This is a genomic window from Formosa sp. F44 (genome assembly GCF_056238645.1).
Genome location: NZ_JBWDLJ010000004.1, coordinates 257,256 through 282,389 on the forward strand (window position 1 = coordinate 257,256; position 25,134 = coordinate 282,389).

Genomic DNA, 25,134 nt, shown 5'->3' on the forward strand with positions numbered 1-25,134 from the left:
AAGTATGTTTAGTTTTTAACTCCGATTGAACGGCCTGGAAAGTATCTAACGTTAAGTTTGTTGCTTGTTATAGTTCTCGACTCCGCTCGAACGCCCTAGAGAATATGTTTAGTTTTTGGCTTTGCTTGAACGCCTTGAAAAGTATCTAATGTTAAGTTCACTTCTTGTTTTAGTTCTCGACTCCGCTCGAACACCCTGAAAAGTATTTGATGCTTCGTTTGATTTTTGTTTTAGTTCTTGACTTTGCTTGAACTCCTTGAGAAGTATGTAATGCTAAGTTCACTTCTTGTTATAGTTCTCGACTTCGCTCGAACACCCTGAGAAGTATGTTTAGTTTTTGGCTTTGCTTGAACGCCTTGAAAAGTATCTAACGTTAAGTTTGTTGCTTGTTATAGTTCTCGACTTCGCTCGAACACCCTGAGAAGTATGTTTAGTTTTTGGCTTTGCTTGAACGCCTTGAAAAGTATCTAACGTTAAGTTTGTTGCTTGTTATAGTTCTCGACTCCGCTCGAACACCCTTTAAGTATTTAATGCTAAGTTTTATTCTTGTTTTTGTTCTCGAGTTTGCTTGAATGCCGAGGGAAAACATCTGGTTTGATGATTTATATTTGGTCTTCTTTTACTTTGATTGATGGTGTGATTTTAAACTCTGTTCTTGAATTCGCGTGGACATCTTAAATCTAGAAGAGCAGTAAACAGATTAAACTATTTCTTATTAGCGTCCATCACTTTTAAGATTGAGGCTTCTTTTCTATACTCATCCAACTCTAAGACATCAGGACCTAATTCTATATCGGATGCGCTTAGAACCTTTACTACTGTTTTTAGTAGAATTTTTACATCTAATAAAAAGCTTAGATGTTTTACGTATTCGACATCTTTAGATAGTTTAGTATCCCAGCTTAAAGCATTTCGACCTGAAACTTGAGCCAATCCTGTAATTCCAGGACGAACAGTATGTCTTAATCCCTCTTCAAGTGTATAATATGGCAAATAACTGACGCGTAAAGGGCGTGGTCCTACTATACTCATATCACCTTTGATAACATTTAATAGTTGAGGGATTTCATCTATAGACGTTTTTCTTATAAATCGCCCCAAAGTAGTGATGCGTTCGGAATTCGGTAACAATTTACCGTGTATATCCTTTTTATCGGACATGGATTTAAACTTAATAATTTTAAATATTTTTTCGTTTTTCCCAGGTCTATTTTGAATAAAAAAAGCTTGACCATGGGTTATAAACAATACCAATGTGACTAATGTAAATATTGGAAATAAGAGCATAAAACCTAGTATAGCGGCTGTTATATCCATAGCTCTTTTAAAACCCTTTTTATACATATATTGTGATCTTGTTCTCTTTTTATTTTGATTTTAGCATTCTAGGACAACACCTGATTACATACTAGAACTCATATATAAATTCAGGTAAATATCCGCTATTTATTGCTTTTATTGAATTGTTCTTAATAAATTTACTGAAATTAATAATTTGTTTTTAGGTTTAATTCATGCGATAATCTATAAGTAGATGTAAAATATGTTTTTATGTTATTTGTAATAATTTAATTTATGAATTCAAGACTATGGTTATCACCACCACATATGAGTGGGCACGAAATCGATTTTATTAATGAAGCATTCTCTTCGAATTGGATTGCTCCTATAGGTCCACATATTTCGGGTTTTGAAGCGGACTTAAAACTCTATCTTAAGCAGAACAACGACGTTGTGGCCTTGAGTTCTGGTACAGCAGCGTTACATTTAGCTTTAATATTATTACATGTAGGGCCTGGTGATGAGGTTATTTGTCAGTCTAAAACATTTTCTGCTTCAGCAAATCCAATCGTTTATCAAGGGGCAACGCCTGTTTTTGTTGACAGTGAACGTGACACCTGGAATATGTGTCCAATGCTTTTAGAAACAGCCATTAAAGATCGGATAAGTAAAGGTAAAACCCCTAAAGCTATAATTGCTGTTCATTTATATGGTATGCCTTATAAGGTGGATGAGATTCAAGCCATTTCAGAACACTATAATATTCCAATCGTAGAAGATAGTGCTGAAGCGTTGGGTAGTACTTATAAAGGGCAACACTGCGGTACGTTTGGAGACTATGGGATATTTTCATTTAACGGTAATAAAATTATTACCACCTCTGGAGGCGGTGCACTTGTTTGTTCATCGCAAGACCGTAAGGATAAAGCCATTTTTTTAGCGACTCAAGCGAAGGATCAGGCTGTCGCCTATGAACATTCACAGATTGGATATAATTACAAAATGTCAAATATAATAGCTGGAATAGGTCGCGGACAAATGCTCGTTTTAGAAGATCATGTTCAAAAACGACGTAAAAATTTCAAGTTTTATAAGGAAAAATTATCACATATAGATGGCATAGCTTTTTTAGAAGAACCTGAAAGTTTTTACTCTAATCGCTGGCTAACTTGTGTATTATTAAAAGATGAAACCGAGCAAGAGAGGTTAAGAATGCATCTTGAACACGATAATATAGAATCGCGACCGTTATGGAAACCCATGCATCAGCAAACCGTGTTTAAAGATGCACCTCGGTATATAAATGGTGTTTCGGATGATTTGTTCGCACGTGGTTTATGTTTGCCAAGTGGTTCTAATCTAACTCAAGACGACCTCCATAGAATCGTTTCAGTAATTATCAATTATTTTAACAAAAATGAATAATATACTAAACAAACTTTTGGATAGAAATATCTCAAAATGGGGGGTGTTAACATGTGATTTGTGCCTGATTACGATTTCATTTTTTCTAGTTTATATGATTAGATATAGTTTGGAAATATTTAATAATATTGGAACGTTACTTACTCAGCTCCCCATAGTTTTAATCGCAGCAATGTTTAGTTATGGTATTGTAAATGCAACTAGTGGTTTACGGAGACGTACAGAAGGTAAGGCTGTGTTTAATGCGTTTTTTTGCGTTTGTATTTTAGCACTAATTTTAATAGGGTTTGCTTATTTGAGTCAATATTCCGGATTTGAGACTGTTTTTAATATACCTGTTTCGATTATTGGTATTCACTTACTGTTGAATATCCTTTTTCTAATGGGTATTAGATTATTGATTAGCTCAATGCATCAACGTATACAAACAGACCGTGCTCAATATGGGAAAAGAAGGCGCCAGATATTAATATATGGTGCAGGACGTTTTGGAAGGGCTACTCATGATGCGATAATAAAAGATTCGAAAAGTAATATAGAATTACTTGGTTTTATAGATGATAACGCTGAGAAGATTGGAACAAAAATACACGGACTAGACGCTTATGGTATACAGCATATAACCACTGAGTTTATTAAAACACATGGTTTGGATGAGGTCTACATCTCAATTCAAAATATAAGTTCTGAACGCCTTTTAGACATAACTAAACACTTTCTGTCAACATCTATTCATGTTAAAATAGTACCATTGTTAGAGCATTGGATAGATGGCGATTTAAAGGTTGGACAAATTAAGGATGTAAACATTGAAGATTTATTGGGGAGAGGGCGTATTAATATCGTGAATCCTTTATTAATAGATGAGTATAAGGACAACGTTATTTTGGTATCGGGTGCAGCGGGCTCTATAGGAAGTGAAATTGCTAGGAAATTATCGCATTTTAATTATAAGAAATTAATCTTGGTAGATGTTGCGGAGTCTCCATTGTATGAACTTCAGCAAGAGTTTATTCAAAATGAAGTTGAACGCTTTGAAGTGATTATTGCCGATGTTAGGACGGTGATTAGAATGGACCAATTGTTCTCTAAATATAAACCAGACATCGTGTTTCATGCCGCCGCTTATAAGCATGTCCCACTTATGGAAAATAATCCTTACGAAGCGGTGAGTGTTAATGTGGGCGGGACTATAAACCTTGCTAATATATCTGTAAAACATAAGGTTAAAAAGTTCGTTATGATTTCTACAGATAAGGCGGTTAATCCGACTAATGTTATGGGAGCGACTAAACGGATTGCTGAGTTATATATGAGTTGTTTGCATAAAACAGAGACTACAAAATTTATAACTACACGATTTGGTAATGTTTTGGGATCTAATGGCTCTGTAATACCCTTGTTTGAAAAACAAATTGAACATGGTGGTCCAGTAACTGTAACGGACAAAGACATTACTCGGTTTTTTATGACTATAACTGAAGCTTGCGAGTTGGTTTTAGAAGCAGCAGCTATGGGGAGTGGCGGAGAAATTTATGTGTTCGATATGGGGAAATCTGTTAAAATATATGATTTAGCTTTACACATGATTATGCTATCCGGATTACGTTATCCAAAAGATATCGCTATTAAAATAATAGGATTACGACCTGGAGAGAAGATTGATGAAGAGTTATTAGCAGAAGGAGAAATTGCGAAACCGACCCCTCATGAAAAAATCATGATCGCAAAATCCAGGCCCATTAACAGTGATGTTACCTTAAATCAAATCTTAAAGTTAAAAGAGGTAAATGCCCATTGTAAGACATTAGTGACGGTTTCAATTATAAAAGATATTGTGCCGGAGTATATTTCAAACAACTCGAAGTTTGAAGTTTTAGATGATAAAAAATAAGAATTGCATTAGTCTGTTCCCCTGAATTGATTAACATCTTTATTTTTTTACTTCTATTTTTTTTTGGGGGAATCTAAACTTTGTAGTAGACAGGATGATTGAAACTGTTAAAAGAAATATAAGTTTAATTCTAGTTTTTTAACGGGACGAGATATTCGTATATATTTGGACTAAACCTAAAACACCTAACACCTTTTATTATGAATAAAATAGTATTACTTCTAGTCTTGATGATTGTAGGAACTGTAAACGGACAAATATTAGAACCGGTAAAATGGTCGACATCGGTAAACAAAATATCCGATACCGAATATGAGTTAGTGGCCACAGCAAATATTGACAAAGGATGGCATTTATATGCACAATCTGTGCCTGATGGTGGTCCGATTCCAACAACTTTTACGTTTAAGGGAAGTAAAGATTTTCTTAAAAAAGGAAATACTCAAGAGGGGGCTGGACACGTTATAGATGATCCTATTTTTGATATGAAAATAAAGTTTTTCGAAGGGACTTCAGAATTTAAACAACGCATACGAGTTAAAGGGACGGTGCCTTTTACGATTAATGGAACTGTAGAGTTTATGGTGTGTGACGATACAAGGTGTTTACCTCCAACCGAAATTGATTTGGTTTTTGATGTGAAATAATATAAACATTACGCTTTATAACAATCGTCGTTTGCTAGTGTTTTTCAGAATTGTAGGATTCTTTCTCGTTAGTGCTAAGACCGTTTTATAACGAATTACTTTTTTAGGGTGTTCGGGAGAAGTGGAGAACAGAGATAGATGTTATTTAATTATATTTAAACTAATAGCCCTTTAATACCAACGTATAAAATAAAAAAAAATCCTTCAGCGTCCATGGATACTAAAGGATTTTTTAATGCCTAATTTTTTGCTTTATTCTACAACTTTATCTGCTGTAATCTTAGCCTCGCGATTAGCCAATTCCCAAGCCGTATAAAATACGAGTCTGGTTCTGTTTTCTAACAAATCGTATTCAATTTTGTCTGGCGTATCTGTTGGTTTATGATAATCGTCGTGCGTTCCATTAAAATAGAAAATCACAGGAATATTGTTTTTAGCAAAGTTATAATGATCGGATCTGTAATAAAAACGGTTCGGATCATTGTCGTCGTTAAAAGTATAGTCCAGTTCGATGTTACAGCAAGAGGTGTTAACGTCTTCAGAAAGGTTGTGCAAATCTGTACTTAATTTATCACTTCCAATTAAATAGATATAGTTTCTGTTGTCGCTTTTACGTTTCGGATCAGTTCTCCCAATCATATCAATGTTTAAGTCTACCATAGTGTCTTCTAAAGGAATAATAGGGTCGATGTCAGAATAATATTTTGAGCCTAACAGTCCTTTTTCTTCACCAGTAACATGTAAAAATAAGATTGAACGTCTTGGTCCTTGGCCATTATTTTTAGCCATTTTAAAAGCTTCAGCAATTTCTAATAGGGCAACAGTTCCAGAACCATCATCATCTGCTCCATTATAGATTTCTCCATTTTTAATACCTTCATGGTCTAAATGCGCAGAAACGACAATAACTTCGTCTGCTTTGTCTGTTCCTTTAATAAATGCCGCAACGTTTTCTGAGTGAATCTCTTCATTAACCTTTTTATAATCTAAGTTAAACGCCGTTTTAATAGTTTCTTGTTTTTTGGCCTTTTCTATATTTGGTAGTATTGCTGTAGCCAATTTAGTATCAATTAAAAAGAAATATAATTGCTCTTTTTTATCTTGTAGACTTATTCTTCCATTAGAATTTCCAAAACGTTTAACCGCGTTTTTGTAGTCTTTAGTGGCATAAAACAGCACTGCTTTCGCACCTTTTTCTCTCGCGATATCTCTTTTTAGAGTCATTTCCTTTCTAAAATTAGACCACTCGCTAGCTTCAGAAGTTCCTGAAATAATGTAAGTGCCATCTGCTTTTTGGGGTTCTCCAGATTTTAATAAAACAACTTTTCCTGTAATATCTACGGAACTATAATCGGAGTAAGCTTCGTCTTCAATACCAAAACCAGCAAAAATAACTTCATTTGTATTTATAGTTCCAGAATCGCTAGATAATACAGACACATAATCGTGACCTAATTCGAATTTAGAATCGTTTATGGTTAACGTTGCTTCAGGATTTTTTGCGATTTCTAAAGGTACATCCTGAAAATAATTACCATCGGATTTAGCGGCAGGAATATTTAAATCGATATAACGTTTCTTTAAAAACTCTACTGCTTTTTTCTGACCAGGTTGTCCTGTAAGACGACCTTCAAACTCGTCTGATGCATAAATCATTAAATCGGCTTTTAATTCGGCTTCAGTAATGGTTTCGGCATAAAAATTAACATTGTTAGTCGATTTTGATACGGTTTCGGTTTTTGTAGTTGTTGAAGATGTCGATGTTTTGTTAGAACTACCACAACTTAACATGATAACCGCAGCACTAGCTATTAAGTACTTTTTTTTCATAGATTTTGATTTGAACAATTAAAGGTGTGTTTTATAGGAACGGACTAAAGTGTTTCCTAATTATATAGGCTTTAGTTCTTGTAATGTTAATTTTATAGGTTAATTTTCTATGTCTTCGTTTAAGGCAGGGCGGCTAGACTGATTCGCCAATTGCCAAGCTGTTGCGAACACAAGTTGCGTTCGTTTTTGAAGCATTGGAAAATTTATTTTGTCTACGGTATCTGTCGCTTTATGATAATCTGCATGTGTACCGTTAAAATAGAAAATAACAGGGATATTATGCTTTGCAAAGTTATAATGATCGGAACGGTAGTAATACCTGTTTTTGTCGTCTAGAGCGTTAAATGTATAGTCTAATTCTAGGTTGAAAAAGGTGGTGTTAATATATTCTGAAGTCTCATGAAGGTCGTCGCTTAAACGATCGGATCCTATTAAATATACATATTCAGGATTATCTTTGTGAGCATCGTCTACACGGCCAATCATATCTATATTTAAGTTTGCAATAGTATTTTCTAGAGGAAAAATTGGATGTTCGGCGTAGTAACGTGAGCCGTATAAACCTAATTCTTCGCCAGTAACGTGCAATAGCAAAATGCTACGTTTAGGTCCGTGTCCGTTTAGTGTAGCTTGTTTAAAGGCTTGAGCAATTTCTAATAAAGCTACTGTCCCCGAACCATCGTCGTCTGCACCATTATAAATTTCGTCGTTTATAATTCCAACATGATCTAAATGAGCAGAAATAATAATAACTTCTTCTGGTTTTTCAGAACCTTCTATAAAGGCCAAGACATTTTCGGAATCGCTTATGTTCTCAGGTAAATAAGAGGCTGGGACATCCTGAAAATAAATGGTGTCGTTTATAGGTGAAAGTATGTTTTCTTTAATGTAAAACTGCTTTAAATAATTTGTTGCTTTTTTTTGTCCGCTTGTTCCTGTTCCGCGGCCTTCAAATTCATCTGAAGCATATATTTCTAAATGCTGTTTTAATTCTGATGCAGTTATAGTATTGGTGTATTCCCTAATTAAAGTACTATCTAATAGGGTAGCATCTTCAGATGTGTTTTGATTTTTAGAGGTGTTAGAGCACCCTAAAATCATAAAAAAAGGTATGGATAATACCGTTGCAAGCACTGCTTTGTTTTTTTTATAGCAAAGTCTAATAGTCATATGGAGATCTTATTTTTTAATAATATTTGCAGGAGGAGGTACCGAATCTGTCGGTTTAATTAAGGGTGTTACCTCATTTTCTAACTCATCTAGTTCTTCGTCACTAAAATCTTCATCATCTATATCATCGGGAGTCGGTTCTTCAATTTTTTCGGTAGTGTTCGAAATTGTAAGTTCTTGTTTTGGGGCAAATACTAAATTATAAACAGAAAGGCATATGGCGAGAGCTCCCAATAATATGGCAAGTTGCGCTGTTTTTTTAGGTTGTATACGCGCTTTAGATAATTTCATACCATAAAAACCTAAAGCCAGTGCTAATAAACCTGGTATAAGAGCAAAATAATAGGCACTAACCGTTGCCATAATGGCGGCGACTACAGCTAAAACTAAGGCTGTTAAAATAATTGATTTTCTCATTGATTATCTGTGTGCGAGATGGTTTTAAATATAAAGTCGAAAATACAACGTTTTTTAAACTATTTCTAGAATTATATGGAAGTTTAAACGCAAAAAAGCCCTTTTACATAAGAAAAGGGCTTTTACTATTAAAATTATAAGATATGCAGATTATTTCCAACCACCACCAAGGGCTTCGTATAAATCTACTACACTTAATAATTGTTGTAATTTACTATCTACAACATTAAGCTCTGCACTTAATGCCGTAGCTCTAGCTGTTAATAAATCTAAAAACGTTCCGTAACCATTGTTTAAAAGCACTTCAGAATTAGACTCTGCTTTTCTAAGCGCTTCGACTTCATTCTCTCTAAAAACAATTTTTCTGTTTTCGGCATCGTATTTATACAGACTGTTAGAAACTTCGTTTCCTGCTGTTAATAACGTTTTTTCGAAATTTAAAAGAGCTTGTTCTTGTTGTGCGATAGCCACTTCGTGTTGTGTTCTAATACTTCGTTTATTAAATATAGGTTGTGCTAAACCACCTATAACATTTGCGAAAATAGAATTAGCACTAATCCAATCTTTTAAATCTAAACTTTGGAAACCTCCAGAAGCTGTTAGGGTTAAAGAAGGGTAAAACTGACTTTTAGCCACATTTGTTAATTCGAATGCATTGATTAATCCAAATTCTGCTGCCATGACATCTGGTCTGTTTCTTAATAGGATAGAAGGTACACCAATTTTCATTTCAGTTTCTAACGTCTGACTATCTAACTCTGATCTGGCAATGGTATTAGCACTTTTTCCTAAAAGTAAATTCAATGTATTTTCGGTTCTAAAGATAGCTGTTTCGATATCTATCTTTAAAGCACTTGCATTATTGAATTGAGCAATACTTTGGTCTACCGCTACTTGGTTAACCTGTCCTGCTTCTTTTAAAACAGTGATGGTTTCAACACTTTTTTTACGAGTGGCAATAGATTCGTTTGTCACTTTAAGTTGTGCATCTAAAGCTAATAACTGATAGTAAGTAGATGCAATTCCAGAAACTAACATGGTTTTTACCGCTTTATGCGCCGCAACAGATTGTAGGTAGTTGGCATCTGAAGCACGTTTCGCACTTCTGATTTTTCCCCAGATATCTGCTTCCCAAGATAAGTCTGCCGATAATTCATATTGATCTATTGCTCCGTTAAATAGTGCACCAAACTGGCTGTTTTTAGCTAATTCTTGGTGTGTTGCAGTCGCTCCAATCCCAATTGATGGCAGATATCCTGCTTTACCTTGTTTCGCATAAGATTCTGCTGCTACCATTTGTTGGATGGCCATTCTTATATCGATATTGTTTGATAAACCTTCTTCGATATATTGATTTAAATACGGGTCTGTAAATAAATCTTTCCAAGACACATCTGCCATAGAAATACTATCTGTTGGCAGATTATCTGTTCTGTATAAATCTTGGGTTTCTTCAAATTGAGGTCGCTCATAATCTTTAGCAACAAAACAACTTTGTAATGTTACCATCGCAAAAAGCAATACCGCAATTTTACTAAGTACTTTATGTTTTAAAATTGATATCATACGATTATTGTTCTATGTTTTGTTCGATTACTGCAGGTTTACTAGATACTTTCTCTTGTAGCCATTGGAATAAAATAAATAATATTGGTATAATAAATACACCTAATAATGTCCCAATAAGCATACCTCCGGCAGCACCTGTACCAATAGATTTGTTTCCTTCTGCACCTACACCCTTAGCTAATACTAATGGCATTAATCCTAAGATGAATGCAAATGAAGTCATTAAAATTGGACGTAAACGTGCTTTTGCTCCGTGGATTGCTGCATCTACAATAGATTCGCCTCGTTTTCGGCGTTGCAGCGCAAATTCTACAATTAGAATGGCGTTTTTCGCGAGTAACCCAATAAGCATGATGAGGGCAATTTGGAAATAAATGTTGTTTTCAAGTCCTAGAGTTTTCGTACTTATATAAGCTCCGAATACACCAAAAGGAATTGACAGTACCACTGCAAAAGGTAGTAAGTAACTCTCGTATTGTGCACTTAATAAGAAATACACAAACAAAATACTTAATATAAAAATAAAGGTGGTTTGGTTACCTGCATTTACCTCTTCACGTGTTAAACCAGAATAAGCCACAGTATAATTACTTGGTAATTTAGCCGCTTCTTCTTTTATAATTCTAATGGCATCCCCTGTACTAAATCCGTCATTGGTTGCTCCTGTTAAGGTGGTTGAATTAAATAAGTTAAATCGCGTTACCGACTGTGGTCCATACACACGTTTTAAATTAACAAACTGTGTAATTGGTGCCATTTCTCCAGAATCTGTTCTAACGTACATGCTGTTTAAAGCACCTTCGTCTGCTCTGTCTTCTGGTAAGGCTTGAATGTATACTCTAAATTGTTTCCCGAAACGAGAGAAATCTGAAGCATAAATTCCACCAATATATCCTTGTAATGTCGAGAATATACTGTTAATTGGTACACCTTTTTCTTTCGCTAAAGGCACGTTAACCTCCATTTCGTATTGCGGATATTTGGTGTTGAATGCCGACTGCGCATATTTAATTTCAGGGTGCTTCATTAAAGCCATTGCAAATTCCTGATTCATTTTATCTAAGTCTGTAAACTCACCACCAAATTTATCTAACAAGTTAATTTCAAATCCTGCCGAGTTACCAAAACCACGGATACTTGGAGGAGAGAAGAAAATAATGTTAGCTTCTGGCATAGTCGCAGCAATACCAAATAATTTACCGGTAATAGCATTGGCTGATAATGTTTCGCCTTCACGATCGGTCCAGTCCTTAAGTTTTATAATTCCGAATCCGAAGTTACTACCGGCACCACTAATGATACTACGACCTTTAATAAAGTTAACCCCGTCAATACCTTCTACATCTTTAATTTTTGCATACAAGTCTCTTGATACGGCATCTGTTCTATCTAAAGAAGAACCAGCTGGTAATTCGATGTTAGCAAAAATAATTCCTCTATCTTCATTAGGTACAAATCCTGTTGGTGTTGTTTTCGCTGCCCAGAAAATTCCAGTAACTGCTAATACTAAAAGTAGAACTGGGACCCATTTTTTTCTGTATAAAAAGGCAAGTGACTGTCCGTATTTTTCGACCGTGGCATTAAATCCGCGGTTAAATAAGGTATAGAAACGTTGTAATTTACTTTTGTTTTTAAGCTCTTCATCTTCGTGATGTGTTTTTAATAATAAAGCACACAAAGCTGGACTTAATGTTAAGGCGTTTACTGCCGAAATTAAGATGGCAATAATTAAAGTAACTCCAAATTGCTCGTAGAATACTCCTGTTGGTCCTTGTACAAAGGTTACTGGAATAAATACCGCTGCCATTACCAAAGTAATCGAGATAATCGCACCCGATATTTCGTTCATGGCGATTAAAGTGGCGCTCTTCGGATTCTTCTCACCTTCATCCATTTTGGCGTGAACGGCCTCTACAACCACAATGGCATCATCTACCACAATACCAATGGCGAGGACAAGGGCAAATAAGGTTAATAAGTTTATGGAGTAGCCAAAAACATTCAAGAAAAAGAACGTTCCAATAATAGACACCGGAACCGCAATGGCCGGAATTAATGTAGAACGGAAATCTTGTAAAAATATAAATACAACTAAGAAAACCAGTATAAAGGCTTCTAATAAAGTATGAACTACTTTTTCAATCGATGCGTTTAAGAATAAACTCGTATCGTAAGGCACAAATATTTTTAAACCATCTGGTAAATCAGATTCAACTGTTGCTAGAGTGGTTTTAATATTTTCAATAATTTCCTGTGCATTCGATCCTTTTGTTTGGAAAATCCCCATAAACACGGCAGGTTTTCCTAAACTCATAGCATTCGAAGAATACGACTGTGCATCCAGTTCTATAGTGGCTACATCGTCTAATCTAAGAAATTCTCCATTTCCTAGTGCTTTAATTACAATGTCTCCATACTGTTGCTTTTCTTTAAAACGTCCGCTATAGGTTAATACATAAGAAAAAGCTTCTCCGTTATTCTGACCTAAAGCACCCGCAGCCGCTTCTAAGTTTTGTTCGGCTAAAGCAGCAGAAATATCAGACGGAATTAAATTATAAGCCGCTAATTTTTCAGGTTTTAACCATATACGCATAGCATAATCTTGCTGAGAGAATACACTAACATCTCCAACACCACTAATACGTTGCATGGCAGGAATCACGTTAATTTTTAAGTAATTCTGAATAAATGTCGCGTCGTAATCTTCATTTTCAGAATACATCGAGATAAACATCAATGCACTTGTTTCTTGCTTTTGAGTGGTTACACCCGTGGCAATAACTTCTGCAGGTAATAAAGGATTTGCTCTCGATACACGGTTTTGCACGTTTACGGCTGCGATATCGGCGTCCATCTCCTGATCAAAATATACAGTGATTTCGGCAGTACCGTTATTTGATGCAGTAGAGGTAATGTACGTCATACCTTCCACACCATTTATTTGTTCCTCGATAGGAATAATAACACTTTCTAATACTGTTTCAGCATTAGCTCCAGGATAAGAGGCGGCCACCTTAATGGTTGGCGGGGCTATATCCGGATATTCTTCTACGGGTAGACTATTGATGCTAATGACACCAAGTATCACTATAATAATAGAAATTACCGTTGAAAGCACGGGTCTTTCAATAAATGTTTTTAACATGTGTTCTGAATTTCTAGTTTTTAAATAAGGTTTCTATAGGCTTAGTGACTTCACTAAAAGGGACTTCTTGAGGCGTAATAACCATGTCGTTTCTTACTTTACCAACTCCAGAAGTTACAATTTTATCGTTTGCATTTAGTCCAGATTCTAAAACATATAAACCATCTACAGCGGCTTTAACTTTTACCAAAGTGTTTACTGTTTTATTTCCTTCTTCCAATTTGTAAAGCATTACATTTCCTTGTTGCTCGTAAGTAGATTGTTGTGGTACTACAATCGCATCTTCGTATACAACAGGAATCTGAATTTTACCACTACTACCATTTGTAATTAAACGGTTTGGGTTATCGAAAATAGCTCTAAGACTTACCGTACCTGTATTTTGATTAATCTGTGCAGAACTGGTTTGTATTTTTCCTTTAATAGAATACAAACTACCATTGGCTAAAATTAAGTTAACATCTGGGTAGTGAGATAATTTTTCTTCTAACGTCTTTCCTTCAGCATTTTGTAAAAAATCTAAATACTGAGTTTCGTTTAAACTAAAGAAGGCGTATACCTTACTAATATCACTTACGGTTGTTAAAGGTGTAGGGTCGCTAGGGCTAATTAAAGCACCTTCTCTAAAATTAATAGATCCCACATACCCGTCTACCGGACTTTTAATTGTTGCATAGCCTATACTTGCATTTATACTACTGTAATTGGCTTCTGCTTGTGCTAAGTTGGCTTTAGCCGTTTGTAATTGTACTGGGCTAATAATTCCTTGTTCTACAAGAGGAATTAATTTATCAACTTCAACTTTAGCTACATTTACACGAGCTTTTGCTGCGCCTGCATCTTGGCTTAAAGATTGTGTTTCTAATCTAAAAAGCACTTGGCCTTTCTTTACTGGCTCACCTTCGTCGATAAGTACTTTCTGAACATAACCACTTACTTTAGCTCTAACCTGACTACTTACAATCCCTTTAATACTTGTTGGGTAATTTTGATAAGCTGTTACTGTTTTGTTTTGTAAAACGGTAACAGGAAAAGGTGGGGCTTGTTGCGCTTGCTGCGGTTGTTCCGATTTACTATCTCCACAACTTATAAACGTTACCGCTAAAATGGCTAGCGATAAAATCATGTAATGTTTAATTTTCATATGACTGTTTTTGATTTGAATACTATTATTTAATTTGATTGTGTTCTATTTTTTCTCTCAGCTTTAAAACCGATTTCGTGACTTCATCTAAGAAGCTAATGTAATTGTTGTGAAACTCTAAACTGAATTTCTCAGCATCATCTGTAATTAATTCATTCATTTTTGTTTTATAAGATTTCATTTCAAAATGCAATTGTTTTTCAGAGGTCCACGCGTCTACCATGTTTTCCATATGGTTGAAAATATGACACTGACTTACTGTATAATAGCGCTTTCGGTCGCCTTGTTTTGTGAAATATTCTAACTGCTTTAAATCGACTAAATGATTTAAATGCGTCGAAATTGTGCTTTTGCTTGCACATAGGTTTACTACTAAATCTTCAAATGTTGTTCCGCTCTTTCCTGTTAAAATTACATAAGAAATAATACGGCTGGCAACAGGTGCTAACTGATTTTTATTTTCGATAATAACTCCTAATTTCTCTACAAGTCTTTCCTTTTCTTTAAGAAGTTGATTTTCCATTAGTATTAAATTTTGCACAAATATAGTGTTGGTTCGGAAAATACCGAACCAAAAGAAGTTAAAAGAAAGTTAAATGAATTTAACACAATTTTTAAGTTAATTAAATAAGCTATGAGTAATTTAAAATGCAAATACTCTTCTTTTAATAATGATTTAAAATTGGCGGTATGCCTGATTAAGTCAAGAGCATTTAAAAAAAAAAACGAAAACAATGGTTAAGAGGTCGGTTAAAGTGTACTGCACTTACATAGTCTTAAACATGATTTAAGCGAAAAAGGGAATTCGGTAAATTAGGATTAAAAATAGGAAGTGATTGATTTCATTTTTGTTAATTTTAGCACTTAGACTATTATAAGTCGTATGGATTGCTGTATTCGCAAACATTAATACAAAGTAAAATTGAAGATGGGAAAAGTATCAATTAATCAATCGGTTTACGGAACAACACCTGAAGGAGATCAAGTCGACCTTTATACCCTTAAGAACGCTAATGGCATGCAAGTGGATGTGATTACTTTTGGAGGCATTATAACCAAACTAACAGTCTCTAATACAGATGGGAAGTTTGAAAACGTGGTTTTAGGTTACGATAATTTAGAATCTTATTTAAGTAACCCAACCTATTTTGGAGCGATAATTGGCCGTTTTGGAAATCGTATTTCTAAGGGGAAATTTTCATTAAATGGTACAGACTATCCTTTAGCAATAAATAATGGTCCGAATCATTTACATGGCGGTATTAAAGGCTTTGATAAAGTGATTTGGAACGCAGAACCCATTGAAACGAATGATAAGGTGGCTCTAAAATTATCTTATTTAAGTGAAGACATGGAAGAAGGGTATCCGGGGAACTTAAATGTAATGATAACATATACGCTTAGAGCAGATAACACGTTAGAAGTTGCTTATCAGGCTACCACAGATAAAACAACGGTAGTAAATTTAACGCAACACTCATATTTTAATTTATCAGGAGATTTTACTAAAACGGTAACCCACGAAGAGGTTATGATTAATGCCTACTTTTATGTGCCTACAGACGAAACCGCCATACCGCTTGGTACACTAGAATCTGTGACAAATACACCTTTCGATTTTAGAACACCAAAACGCGTCGGTCAGGATATAAATGCCGAGCATTCGCAAATAGCAAATGGTTCAGGTTACGATCATACTTGGGTTTTAAATCATCCGACAAAGCAAGTGAATTTGGTGGCTTCAGTATTAGATAAAGATAGTGGTCGTTATATGGAGGTTTTTACAGATCAGCCGGGAGTGCAATTTTATACAGGGAATTTTCTTGATGGTGCTTTACCTTATGGGGATGGCGCTCGCTATGCAGACCGTACTGGTTTATGTTTAGAAACACAGCATTTTCCAGATTCGCCAAACCAAGAGGATTTTCCTTCGACGGTTTTAAATCCCGGGGATATCTATAAAACAGAAACGCATTTTAAATTTTCGGTTAAGTAAATGGTACTAACATAGTAGTTAAGCCCTTTATCCTTTTTGTGCCGTGTCTTTTAATAGAATTTTGCCCTATTTTAAAATAAGAAACGAGAGTTATGCTTATCTTTAAAGTCTTATTATCTAACTTATGATTGAAGAATTAAAGCAACATTACGGCTATTTGTTTGAAGATGAATTGCTTCAAGAGATAAACCAATGTGGCCTTTATAAGGAAGTTTCCGAAGGGTTTACACTTATGGATATTGGTCAGACAATTTCCCATATGCCGTTGTTAATTAGTGGCGCTTTAAAGATTCTGAGAGAAGATGAAAAAGGAGACGAGTTACTATTATATTTTATAGAACAAGGCGATACATGTACTATGAGTATTTCGTGTTGCATGGGGAATTCTAAAAGTGAGATTCGAGCAATTGCCGAAACACCTGCAACTTTAATTATGGTACCCGTGCAAAAAATGGGCGAGTGGATGTCTAAATATACCAGTTGGCAAAACTTTATTTTACAAAGTTACCACGAGCGTACTGTCGAGTTGTTAGAGTCTATAGACGCCATTGCATTCTTAAAAATGGACGAACGTTTGCTTAAGTATTTAAAAGATAAGGCAATGGTTAACCATAACGAGGTTATTAGTGTAACACATCAAGACATTGCCCACGACTTACACACTTCGCGTGTTGTTATTTCTAGATTACTTAAAAAATTAGAAAACGAAGGGCTATTAAAACTACATCGAAATCAGATTCATATGCTAGATTTATAATGCTTAAAATTAAGTTTATATAAATTATTCAAGACGCTGTGTAACCTAAGTTACCCCTAACGGTTAATGTATAGAGTACATTTGTCTAAATTTTAGTCATGGATATTACTCAAATTATAGGTTTTTTAGGTGCATTGGTTGTCGGTTTAGTTTTAGGTTTAACCGGTGGTGGTGGGTCTATTTTAACCGTGCCAATTTTGGTGTATCTCTTACTGTTAAATCCTGTAACAGCTACTGCATATTCTCTTTTTATAGTAGGTGTGTCTTCATGTTTTGGTGCCTTTAAAAATTTTCAGAAAGGTTTAGTCGACGTGAAAATTGCCGCTGTTTTTGCGATTCCAGCATTCACTATGGTTTTTATTACGCGAAAATTTATAATTCCGGCCATACCAGAATCTATATTTAGTATTGGAGACTTCGAGGTAACCAAAAGCATATTCATCATGGTCATGTTCGCCATTATGATGGTTATTGCTTCTATAAGTATGTTAAAACCTAAAAAAGAAGAGTTGGATGCCCATGCGCCTAGAAAATTAAGCAATCTTTTAATTTTTAATCAGGCCATTGTTATTGGTTTTTTTACAGGAATTGTTGGAGCAGGTGGTGGTTTTATTATTATTCCAGCCTTAATCATTTTAGGTAATTTATCTATGAAAAAAGCGGTGGGAACGTCGCTGTTTATTATCGCCATTAATTCATTAATTGGGTTTGTAGGAGATATTGGAAATGTAGAAATTGATTGGATATTTCTATTAAGTTTTACAGCTATAGCTGTGGTTGGTATATATTTAGGAACTTATTTGTCTAATTATATTCCAGGAAAAAAACTTAAAAAAGGGTTTGGTTGGTTTGTATTAATTATGGGATTTTATATCATAATTAAAGAACTTATTATGTAACATGTGTTACTATAGCATTTAAAAAAGAGTCGTAAATTTAATTACAATTAAAACATTATGAAAGTAGATCAGATATATACCGGTTGTTTAGCGCAAGGCGCTTATTATATAGAAAGTGAAGGAGAAGTTGCTATAATAGACCCGTTACGTGAGGTAGAACCTTATATAACGCGTGCCGAAAAAGAAGGTGCTAAGATTAAATATATTTTTGAAACGCATTTTCATGCCGATTTTGTGAGTGGTCATGTTACCTTATCAGAGTTAACAGGTGCTCCAATTGTATACGGGCCAACGGCAAATCCGTCGTTCGATGCTATTATTGCAGAAGACGGTCAGGAATTTAAGTTAGGGAATGTTGTTATTAAAGTGTTGCATACGCCTGGACATACCATGGAAAGTGTAACGTATTTATTACAGGATGAGAACGGAAAAGATTATGCTATTTTTAGCGGAGACACCTTGTTTCTTGGCGATGTTGGTCGTCCAGATTTAGCGCAAAAATCGGATGTTACGCAAGACGATTTAGCAGGGTTTTTATATGATAGTTTGCGGACTAAAATTATGCCTTTAGCTAACGATGTTATTGTATATCCAGGTCACGGTGCAGGTTCTGCTTGTGGAAAAAACATGATGAAGGAAACAGTTGATACCTTAGGAAACCAGAAACAAATGAATTACGCCTTGCGTGCAGACATGACAAAGGCCGAGTTTGTGAAAGAAGTTACCGACGGCTTAGCACCACCGCCATCTTATTTTCCTCTTAACGTTAAAATGAATAAAGAAGGCTACGATAATATTGATGCGGTTATTGAAAAAGGCACAAAAGCTTTAAATCCAGACGAATTTGAAACCGTTGCGAATACTGTTGATGCTTTAGTTTTAGATGTACGTCATCAAAACGATTTTATAAAAGGTCATATTCCACGTTCTATTTTTATTGGACTAGATGGCGGATTTGCGCCATGGGTAGGGGCTTTAATTAAAGATACGAAACAGCCTATTTTATTGGTTACCGATCCGGGAATGGAGGAAGAAGCCGTAATCCGTTTGTCTCGAGTGGGATTCGACAATACGTTGGGGTATTTAAAAGGCGGTTTCGACGCTTGGAAAACAGAAGGTAAGAAATTTGATACTATTTCGTCTATTACAGCAGAGGCCTTTAAAGCACGTTTAGAAACAGAAAAATTGCATGTTTTTGATGTTAGAAAAGATACAGAATATGTGTCGGAGCATATCGATTCTGCTAAAAATGCGTCCTTAGAATTTATTAATGAACATTTGTCGGAGATTCCTAAAGAAGAACCTTTTTATGTGCATTGTGCGGGAGGCTATCGTTCGGTAATTGCGGCGTCTATTTTAAAAAGTAGAGGATTTCATAATTTAATAGATGTTGCTGGAGGTATGAAAGCAATTCGTGAAGCAGGTATACCTTTAACCAATTTTGTGTGCCCTTCTACATTGAAAAAATAGAAATAAAACTGTTTTTGTAAATACGAACGGCTTAAAAGCATAAGGTGATTAAATTAAACTTTATAAAAACAAAACAATATGAGTCGATTTTCAGAACTAATAAAACAAGATAAACCCGTGTTGGTCGATTTTTTTGCCGAATGGTGTGGACCATGTAAAGCTATGGCTCCAGTTTTAAAAGAGGTGAAAGATAGTCTTGGAGATTCCGTTTCAATTTTAAAAATTGATGTCGATAAGAATCAAGAATTAGCAGCACAATTAAACGTAAGAGGTGTACCTACATTAATTTTATACAAAGGCGGTACACAAGTTTGGAGACAGTCGGGAGTGGTTCAAAAAACGGACTTGCTTCAACTAATAAAGGGAAACAATTAAAATGTCATGTTTTAATTGTACCGGTTAATTAATGAGAAAAGCATCCTTAATGGGGTGCTTTTTTTTTGATGCCTTATCCAAAATCCATTTTATAAAAACGGATTATTTCTGTATTCGCTATTGAAGTGAACGTGTAAAAATAAATAATTGAATGTTTTTCTGTTCTCGACTTTGCCCGAACACCTTGGAATATCGTTGTTGTTTTAGGATTTAGAAGAATTACTAAATTGATTACATATTCAAATTTGAATGATTGCTGATTTTTAATTAGTTCTCGACTCCGCTCGAACACCCTAGAACATCCTTGTGTTTTATAATTTAGAAGAATTGTTAAGTTGATTAATTATTCAAATTTGAATGATTGCTGATTTTTAATTAGTTCTCGACTCCGCTCGAACACCCTAGAACATCCTTGTGTTTTATAATTTAGAAGAATTGTTAAGTGGATTATATATTCAAATTGGAATGGTTTCTGATTTTTAATTAGTTCTCGACTTCGCTCGAACACCTTGGAACATCGTTGTTGTTTTATAATTTTGAAGAATTGTTAAGTTGATTACATATTCAAATTTGAATGATTGCTGATTTTTAATCAGTTCTCGACTCCGCTTGAACACCTTGGGACATCGTTGTTGTTTTTAATTTAGAAGAATTGTTAAGTTGATTACATATTCTAATTTGAATGATTTCTGATTTTTAATCAGTTCTCGACTCCGTTCGAACACCTTGGAATATTAGTGATGTGTTATGATTTCGAAATAATACACAGGAGGTATTAAACTTATTAAATATTCAAAATCTGTTACAGGTTAAGAAGGTTTAAAGCTAAATACAGTACGTTTCTAATCCATCCAAGATCAAACTATACGTCATTATTAAATGCAACCTTTGGGATTGCGTCAATATAAGGGAAGTCATTGCATGCTTTTTCTAGTTAAAGACCGTCAAAATGATGTATTCTCCTTCCATTTGTTAACATTTTTTTAGAAAGCCAATTCGAGATTCTTCTCAATTTTGAGTACATTTGGAGATTAACAACGATTAGTTTTTAAATAGTGAATTTATTTAATCAACGAAAAAATAAAGCGTTTGGTTATAAGCCTAAATTTCAGAAAGAAGAGCAGAAGCCTTCTAATGAAATGTCGTCTAAATGGGACGAGCTTAAACGAACACGAAAACACCAAGGTAAAACAGGCATCCGTTTATCGGGTTGGCTTATAATTTTTATGTTGGTGATTGTTTTATGGTATGTATTAAATAATTATGAATTGTAGCATGTATTATGGGGATTTTTAAAAGCAGAAAAAATAAAAAGTTTTCGTACACACCTCGACATTTTAAAAATGAAGGCGAGGGGAGTCCGTTTGAAATGAAACATAAATTCGACGATTATAGAAAGACCGTCGGACCTACAGGTGGTATAAAATCTAAATTTCAAAATGCTTTTGACGAGTTAAAAGAATCGCCAGATCGCTCAGCTAATCGTCGCATACTAATTATTATCGCTATTCTTATTTTAATATTTCTTTTTATCATAGAATTCGATTTATCAATATTCCTTCCAAATACATAATGGCAGATATTATTCAACTTTTACCAGACCATGTTGCGAATCAAATTGCAGCGGGCGAGGTGGTACAGCGGCCAGCTTCAGTAGTTAAAGAGTTATTAGAAAATGCAATCGATGCAAAAGCCGAAACCATAAAATTATTGGTAAAAGATGCCGGTAAAACTTTGGTTCAAGTCATTGACGATGGTGTGGGTATGAGTGTTACCGATGCGCGTTTAAGTTTCGAGCGTCATGCAACCTCAAAGATACGGTCTGCCGAAGATTTATTTCAGCTTAATACCAAAGGGTTCCGTGGAGAAGCTTTAGCGAGTATTGCGGCCATTGCGCATGTAGAGTTAAAAACTAAGCAAGAGCAAGAAGAAGTTGGTACTACCATAACTATAGAGGGGAGCGAGATTGTAGATCAGGATGTGGTGGTTACACCAACAGGAACATCGATTGCTGTAAAACACTTGTTTTTTAATATTCCTGCGCGACGTAATTTTTTAAAATCTAATACGGTTGAAACGCGTCATATTATTGATGAATTTCAGCGTGTAGCCTTGGCACATCCCAGCATTAGTTTTGTGATGTATCATAATGGCTCGGAAGTTTTTAACTTACCACAAAGTAATTATAGACAGCGTATTGTTAATATTTTTGGTCCGAAAACCAATGAAAAATTGGTACCCGTTAATGAAGATACCGATGTGTTAAAAATCTCGGGCTTTGTGGGTAAACCGGAGTATGCTAAAAAATCTAGAGGCGAACAATTCTTTTTTGTAAACAATAGATTTATTAAAAGTGCATATTTAAATCACGCCATAACAGCGGCTTTTGAAGGGCTGATTAAGGACGGTACACATGCGAGTTATTTCTTAAATTTAGAAGTGAATCCGCAAACTATAGATATCAATATTCACCCCACAAAAACAGAAATTAAGTTCGACGACGAGCATACCTTATATGCTATTTTAAGAGCCTCTGTAAAACATAGTTTAGGGCAATTTAATATTGCGCCCGTATTAGATTTTGAACGGGATGCGAATTTAGATACGCCTTACGATTATTCAAATAAATCGGCAAGTACACCAACTATAGAAGTCGATCGTTCATTCAATCCATTTGATACAGAAAAAGCTATAGCACCTTCTAGATCTAATATGGCATCATCATCATCATCATTTTCTGGACGTAAACCAGCTTCAACTGCAGGTTGGGAAAGTATGTATGTTGGTATGGAATCTAAAGGCACAAAATCGACACAGGATTTTAGTGAAATGCAGTTTGAAAGTGTAGAAAGTACAGCGTCTTTATTTGGTGAAAATCAGATGACGTCTAAGCAAAGTTCATATCAGCTTCAAAATAAATATGTGTTAAGTGCGATAAAATCGGGAATGTTAGTTATCGATCAGCATCGCGCACACCAACGTATTTTATACGAAGATTTTTTAAAATATATAACCGGAAAGGATACGGTGAGTCAGCAGTTATTATTTCCTCTTCAAATTCAATTTTCTAAACAAGAACATGATATTATTTTAAATCTGAAAAACGATTTAGAATATGCTGGTTTTGTGTTTCAGAATTTTGAAAATCAGATGGTCGAAATAATTGGATTGCCTATAAATGTTCCTGAAAGCGAAGTAAGTATTATATTAGAGCAATTAATTAGTGATGTAGAACATGAGGTTCCGGATGCTAATTTTAGTGCAGCCGATTTATTGGCTAAATCTTTAGCTAAAAGTTTGGCTATAAAACCAGGGCAATCACTTAACCAAACCGAACAAGATCATTTAGTGAATAGTTTGTTTGCGTGTAAGGATCCTAATGTTTCGCCTGCTAATAAACCAACATTCATTACGATGACGGTGGATGAATTGGATAAAAAATTTATGTAATTTCACAGAAATAAAAATATTATGAATAGAGTAACCGAAACAGTTAAACACCTTATAATCATAAACGTTATTATGTTTATTGGGACTATGGCCGTTGGTGGTGGCACCTTGTTTTATGATTGGTTTGCCTTACATTTTCCAAAAAACGAAGCCTTCCAGCCTTGGCAAATTCTAACGCATATGTTTATGCATGGGGGTTTTATGCATATTGGTTTTAATATGCTAGCCCTTTGGATGTTTGGATCTCCGGTAGAACAACAATTTGGAACAAAAAAGTTTCTGTTTTTCTATATCTCTTCAGGTTTAGGAGCTGCGCTTTTAATGTTAGGATATTATTATTATCAATACTCCTCCGGAATGTCGGCGTTAACAGGTGCAGGATTTGCACCAACCGAAACCTTAGAGACCTTACGTTCAGGATATGCGATGTACGATTCCCGTTGGACTCAAGTTTTAGATCCCGATCAATTAGGGAAATTTGTTAGTGTGTTTAATGGGACTATGGTAGGAGCTTCTGGAGCCATAATGGGCGTACTAGTTGCTTTTGGTATGTTGTATCCAGAGTCTAAATTAATGATGATCTTTTTACCAATACCTATAAAAGCCAAATACTTTATTCCTGGAATTATCGCCTTAGATTTTATTTCGGCGGTTACGGGTCAATCTTTTTTCAGTCCGAGTAACACGGCTTATGTAGCACATATTGGAGGTGCTTTAACAGGGTTTTTAATTATGTGGTATTGGAAAAAAACACAATTCAACAAAAATCGTTGGGATTAATATATGAATACACTCAATAACGATATTAAACAAAAATTAACGCATTTAAATGTGTTAGAAAAGATAATAGCAATTAACGTTGTTGTCTTTTTTATTGGCTTTATACTACAAGCTGTAACGTCTACATTGCCATCGCATTCCAGTCTGCAATGGTTCGAACTGCCTAGTCAATTATCCGAACTTTTAGTAAAGCCGTGGACGTTTATTACCTATGCATTTGTGCATTACGATTTTATACATATGCTGTTTAATATGTTATGGTTGTATTTTATAGGACAATGGTTCTTAACTATATTTAGCAAAAAACTAGCTATAAATGTATATTTTCTAGGAGCCATAGGCGGTGCTATTGTATTTATATTGGGTTACAATTTACTTCCTAATGTATTTACTACAGGTGGGCGATTGGTGGGCGCTTCGGCGGCCGTTCGCGCCTTATTAATTTTTATGTGTGCGTATACGCCGCAAATGAATTTACGCTTTTTTACCTTTAATATTAAGTTATGGATTGTGGGAGCGGCTATAGTTGGAATGGATGTTTTGGGGTTAGCAGGTCCTAATGCGGGTGGTAACTTAGCTCATATTGGAGGGGCGCTTTTAGGCTATTTCTACGCGATACAATACAAAAAAGGAAACGATATTGGAAAAGGTTTCGAGGCTCTGGCAGACCAGGTTAGTGGTTGGTTTTCTAAAACAAAAAAGTCGCCTCTAAAAACGGTGCATAAGCAACGCCAAAATAAAGATATGGCAGGGTTTAAAAAGGATGAATTCGAGGCTTTTAACAAGCAAAAACGTATCGATCTAATCTTAGATAAGATTAGTAAAAGCGGTTACGATAGTTTAACAAAAGAGGAAAAGGCTTTTTTATTTAAAGCAGGAAAATAA

At 35.0% G+C, this 25,134-nt stretch carries 21 protein-coding genes; 13 read left to right on the forward strand and 8 right to left on the reverse strand.

Annotated elements, in window-relative coordinates:
• Positions 1-705: 705 nt before the first annotated feature.
• Positions 706-1,317, reverse strand: a complete 612-nt coding sequence (locus AC0UBM_RS13910) for a sugar transferase (RefSeq protein WP_475689001.1) — start codon at positions 1,315-1,317, stop codon at positions 706-708.
• Positions 1,318-1,575: 258 nt separating this feature from the next.
• Here AC0UBM_RS13910 and AC0UBM_RS13915 point away from each other — a divergent pair, with 258 nt between their 5' ends.
• The 3 genes from AC0UBM_RS13915 (at position 1,576) to AC0UBM_RS13925 (ending at position 5,247) form a co-directional block, all read left to right on the forward strand.
• Positions 1,576-2,706, forward strand: a complete 1,131-nt coding sequence (locus AC0UBM_RS13915; RefSeq protein WP_475689002.1) for a DegT/DnrJ/EryC1/StrS family aminotransferase — start codon at positions 1,576-1,578, stop codon at positions 2,704-2,706.
• Positions 2,707-2,800: 94 nt separating this feature from the next.
• A complete protein-coding gene (locus tag AC0UBM_RS13920) occupies positions 2,801-4,600 on the forward strand; it encodes a polysaccharide biosynthesis protein (RefSeq protein WP_475689003.1) in 1,800 nt (599 codons plus the stop codon).
• 200 nt (positions 4,601-4,800) lie between these two features.
• Positions 4,801-5,247 (forward strand): protein-disulfide reductase DsbD domain-containing protein, encoded by a 447-nt coding sequence (locus AC0UBM_RS13925; protein WP_434035441.1) that lies wholly within the window; start codon positions 4,801-4,803, stop codon positions 5,245-5,247.
• A 252-nt stretch (positions 5,248-5,499) separates the two neighbouring features.
• On the opposite strand, the gene AC0UBM_RS13930 is transcribed toward AC0UBM_RS13925, so the two are convergent.
• The 7 genes from AC0UBM_RS13930 to AC0UBM_RS13960 form a co-directional block, all read right to left on the reverse strand.
• Entirely contained in the window at positions 5,500-7,077 is a 1,578-nt protein-coding gene (locus tag AC0UBM_RS13930) for a M28 family peptidase (protein WP_475689004.1), read from the reverse strand.
• A 99-nt stretch (positions 7,078-7,176) separates the two neighbouring features.
• Positions 7,177-8,178, reverse strand: coding sequence for a M28 family metallopeptidase (locus tag AC0UBM_RS13935; RefSeq protein WP_434037773.1), 1,002 nt, complete (start codon positions 8,176-8,178; stop codon positions 7,177-7,179).
• 78 nt (positions 8,179-8,256) lie between these two features.
• Positions 8,257-8,664: a hypothetical protein gene (locus AC0UBM_RS13940; RefSeq protein ID WP_475689005.1), complete on the reverse strand. Its 408-nt coding sequence runs from the start codon at positions 8,662-8,664 to the stop codon at positions 8,257-8,259.
• A 150-nt stretch (positions 8,665-8,814) separates the two neighbouring features.
• The gene (locus AC0UBM_RS13945) at positions 8,815-10,230 is read right to left on the reverse strand and encodes an efflux transporter outer membrane subunit (protein ID WP_434035444.1); all 1,416 of its coding nucleotides are present in this window, start codon (positions 10,228-10,230) and stop codon (positions 8,815-8,817) included.
• Positions 10,231-10,234: 4 nt separating this feature from the next.
• Positions 10,235-13,378 carry an efflux RND transporter permease subunit gene (locus AC0UBM_RS13950; protein WP_475689006.1) on the reverse strand — a complete coding sequence of 1,048 codons (3,144 nt, stop codon included), beginning with the start codon at positions 13,376-13,378 and terminating at the stop codon, positions 10,235-10,237.
• Between the two features lie 13 nt (positions 13,379-13,391).
• Entirely contained in the window at positions 13,392-14,522 is a 1,131-nt protein-coding gene (locus AC0UBM_RS13955; RefSeq protein WP_414037116.1) for an efflux RND transporter periplasmic adaptor subunit, read from the reverse strand.
• 25 nt (positions 14,523-14,547) lie between these two features.
• Positions 14,548-15,045: a GbsR/MarR family transcriptional regulator gene (locus AC0UBM_RS13960; RefSeq protein ID WP_414037115.1), complete on the reverse strand. Its 498-nt coding sequence runs from the start codon at positions 15,043-15,045 to the stop codon at positions 14,548-14,550.
• Between the two features lie 405 nt (positions 15,046-15,450).
• On the opposite strand from AC0UBM_RS13960, the gene AC0UBM_RS13965 reads away from it, so the two are divergent.
• The 10 genes from AC0UBM_RS13965 (at position 15,451) to AC0UBM_RS14010 (ending at position 25,134) form a co-directional block, all read left to right on the forward strand.
• Positions 15,451-16,518, forward strand: coding sequence for an aldose epimerase family protein (locus AC0UBM_RS13965; protein ID WP_475689007.1), 1,068 nt, complete (start codon positions 15,451-15,453; stop codon positions 16,516-16,518).
• A 124-nt stretch (positions 16,519-16,642) separates the two neighbouring features.
• The gene (locus AC0UBM_RS13970; protein WP_414037113.1) at positions 16,643-17,275 is read left to right on the forward strand and encodes a Crp/Fnr family transcriptional regulator; all 633 of its coding nucleotides are present in this window, start codon (positions 16,643-16,645) and stop codon (positions 17,273-17,275) included.
• Between the two features lie 98 nt (positions 17,276-17,373).
• Positions 17,374-18,174: a sulfite exporter TauE/SafE family protein gene (locus tag AC0UBM_RS13975; RefSeq protein WP_475689008.1), complete on the forward strand. Its 801-nt coding sequence runs from the start codon at positions 17,374-17,376 to the stop codon at positions 18,172-18,174.
• A 57-nt stretch (positions 18,175-18,231) separates the two neighbouring features.
• On the forward strand, positions 18,232-19,644 hold the full coding sequence (locus AC0UBM_RS13980) for an MBL fold metallo-hydrolase (protein ID WP_475689009.1): 1,413 nt from the start codon (positions 18,232-18,234) through the stop codon (positions 19,642-19,644).
• A gap of 78 nt (positions 19,645-19,722) precedes the next feature.
• Positions 19,723-20,019: a thioredoxin gene (trxA, locus tag AC0UBM_RS13985; protein WP_475689010.1), complete on the forward strand. Its 297-nt coding sequence runs from the start codon at positions 19,723-19,725 to the stop codon at positions 20,017-20,019.
• Between the two features lie 1,055 nt (positions 20,020-21,074).
• Positions 21,075-21,293, forward strand: a complete 219-nt coding sequence (locus AC0UBM_RS13990) for a hypothetical protein (protein ID WP_414037109.1) — start codon at positions 21,075-21,077, stop codon at positions 21,291-21,293.
• Between the two features lie 8 nt (positions 21,294-21,301).
• A complete protein-coding gene (locus AC0UBM_RS13995) occupies positions 21,302-21,592 on the forward strand; it encodes a riboflavin synthase subunit beta (RefSeq protein ID WP_414037108.1) in 291 nt (96 codons plus the stop codon).
• The gene (mutL, locus tag AC0UBM_RS14000; protein ID WP_475689011.1) at positions 21,592-23,469 is read left to right on the forward strand and encodes a DNA mismatch repair endonuclease MutL; all 1,878 of its coding nucleotides are present in this window, start codon (positions 21,592-21,594) and stop codon (positions 23,467-23,469) included. The genes AC0UBM_RS13995 and mutL overlap by 1 nt, the downstream gene beginning before the upstream one ends.
• A gap of 21 nt (positions 23,470-23,490) precedes the next feature.
• The gene (locus AC0UBM_RS14005) at positions 23,491-24,249 is read left to right on the forward strand and encodes a rhomboid family intramembrane serine protease (RefSeq protein WP_414037106.1); all 759 of its coding nucleotides are present in this window, start codon (positions 23,491-23,493) and stop codon (positions 24,247-24,249) included.
• Positions 24,250-24,252: 3 nt separating this feature from the next.
• Positions 24,253-25,134, forward strand: a complete 882-nt coding sequence (locus tag AC0UBM_RS14010; RefSeq protein ID WP_475689012.1) for a rhomboid family intramembrane serine protease — start codon at positions 24,253-24,255, stop codon at positions 25,132-25,134.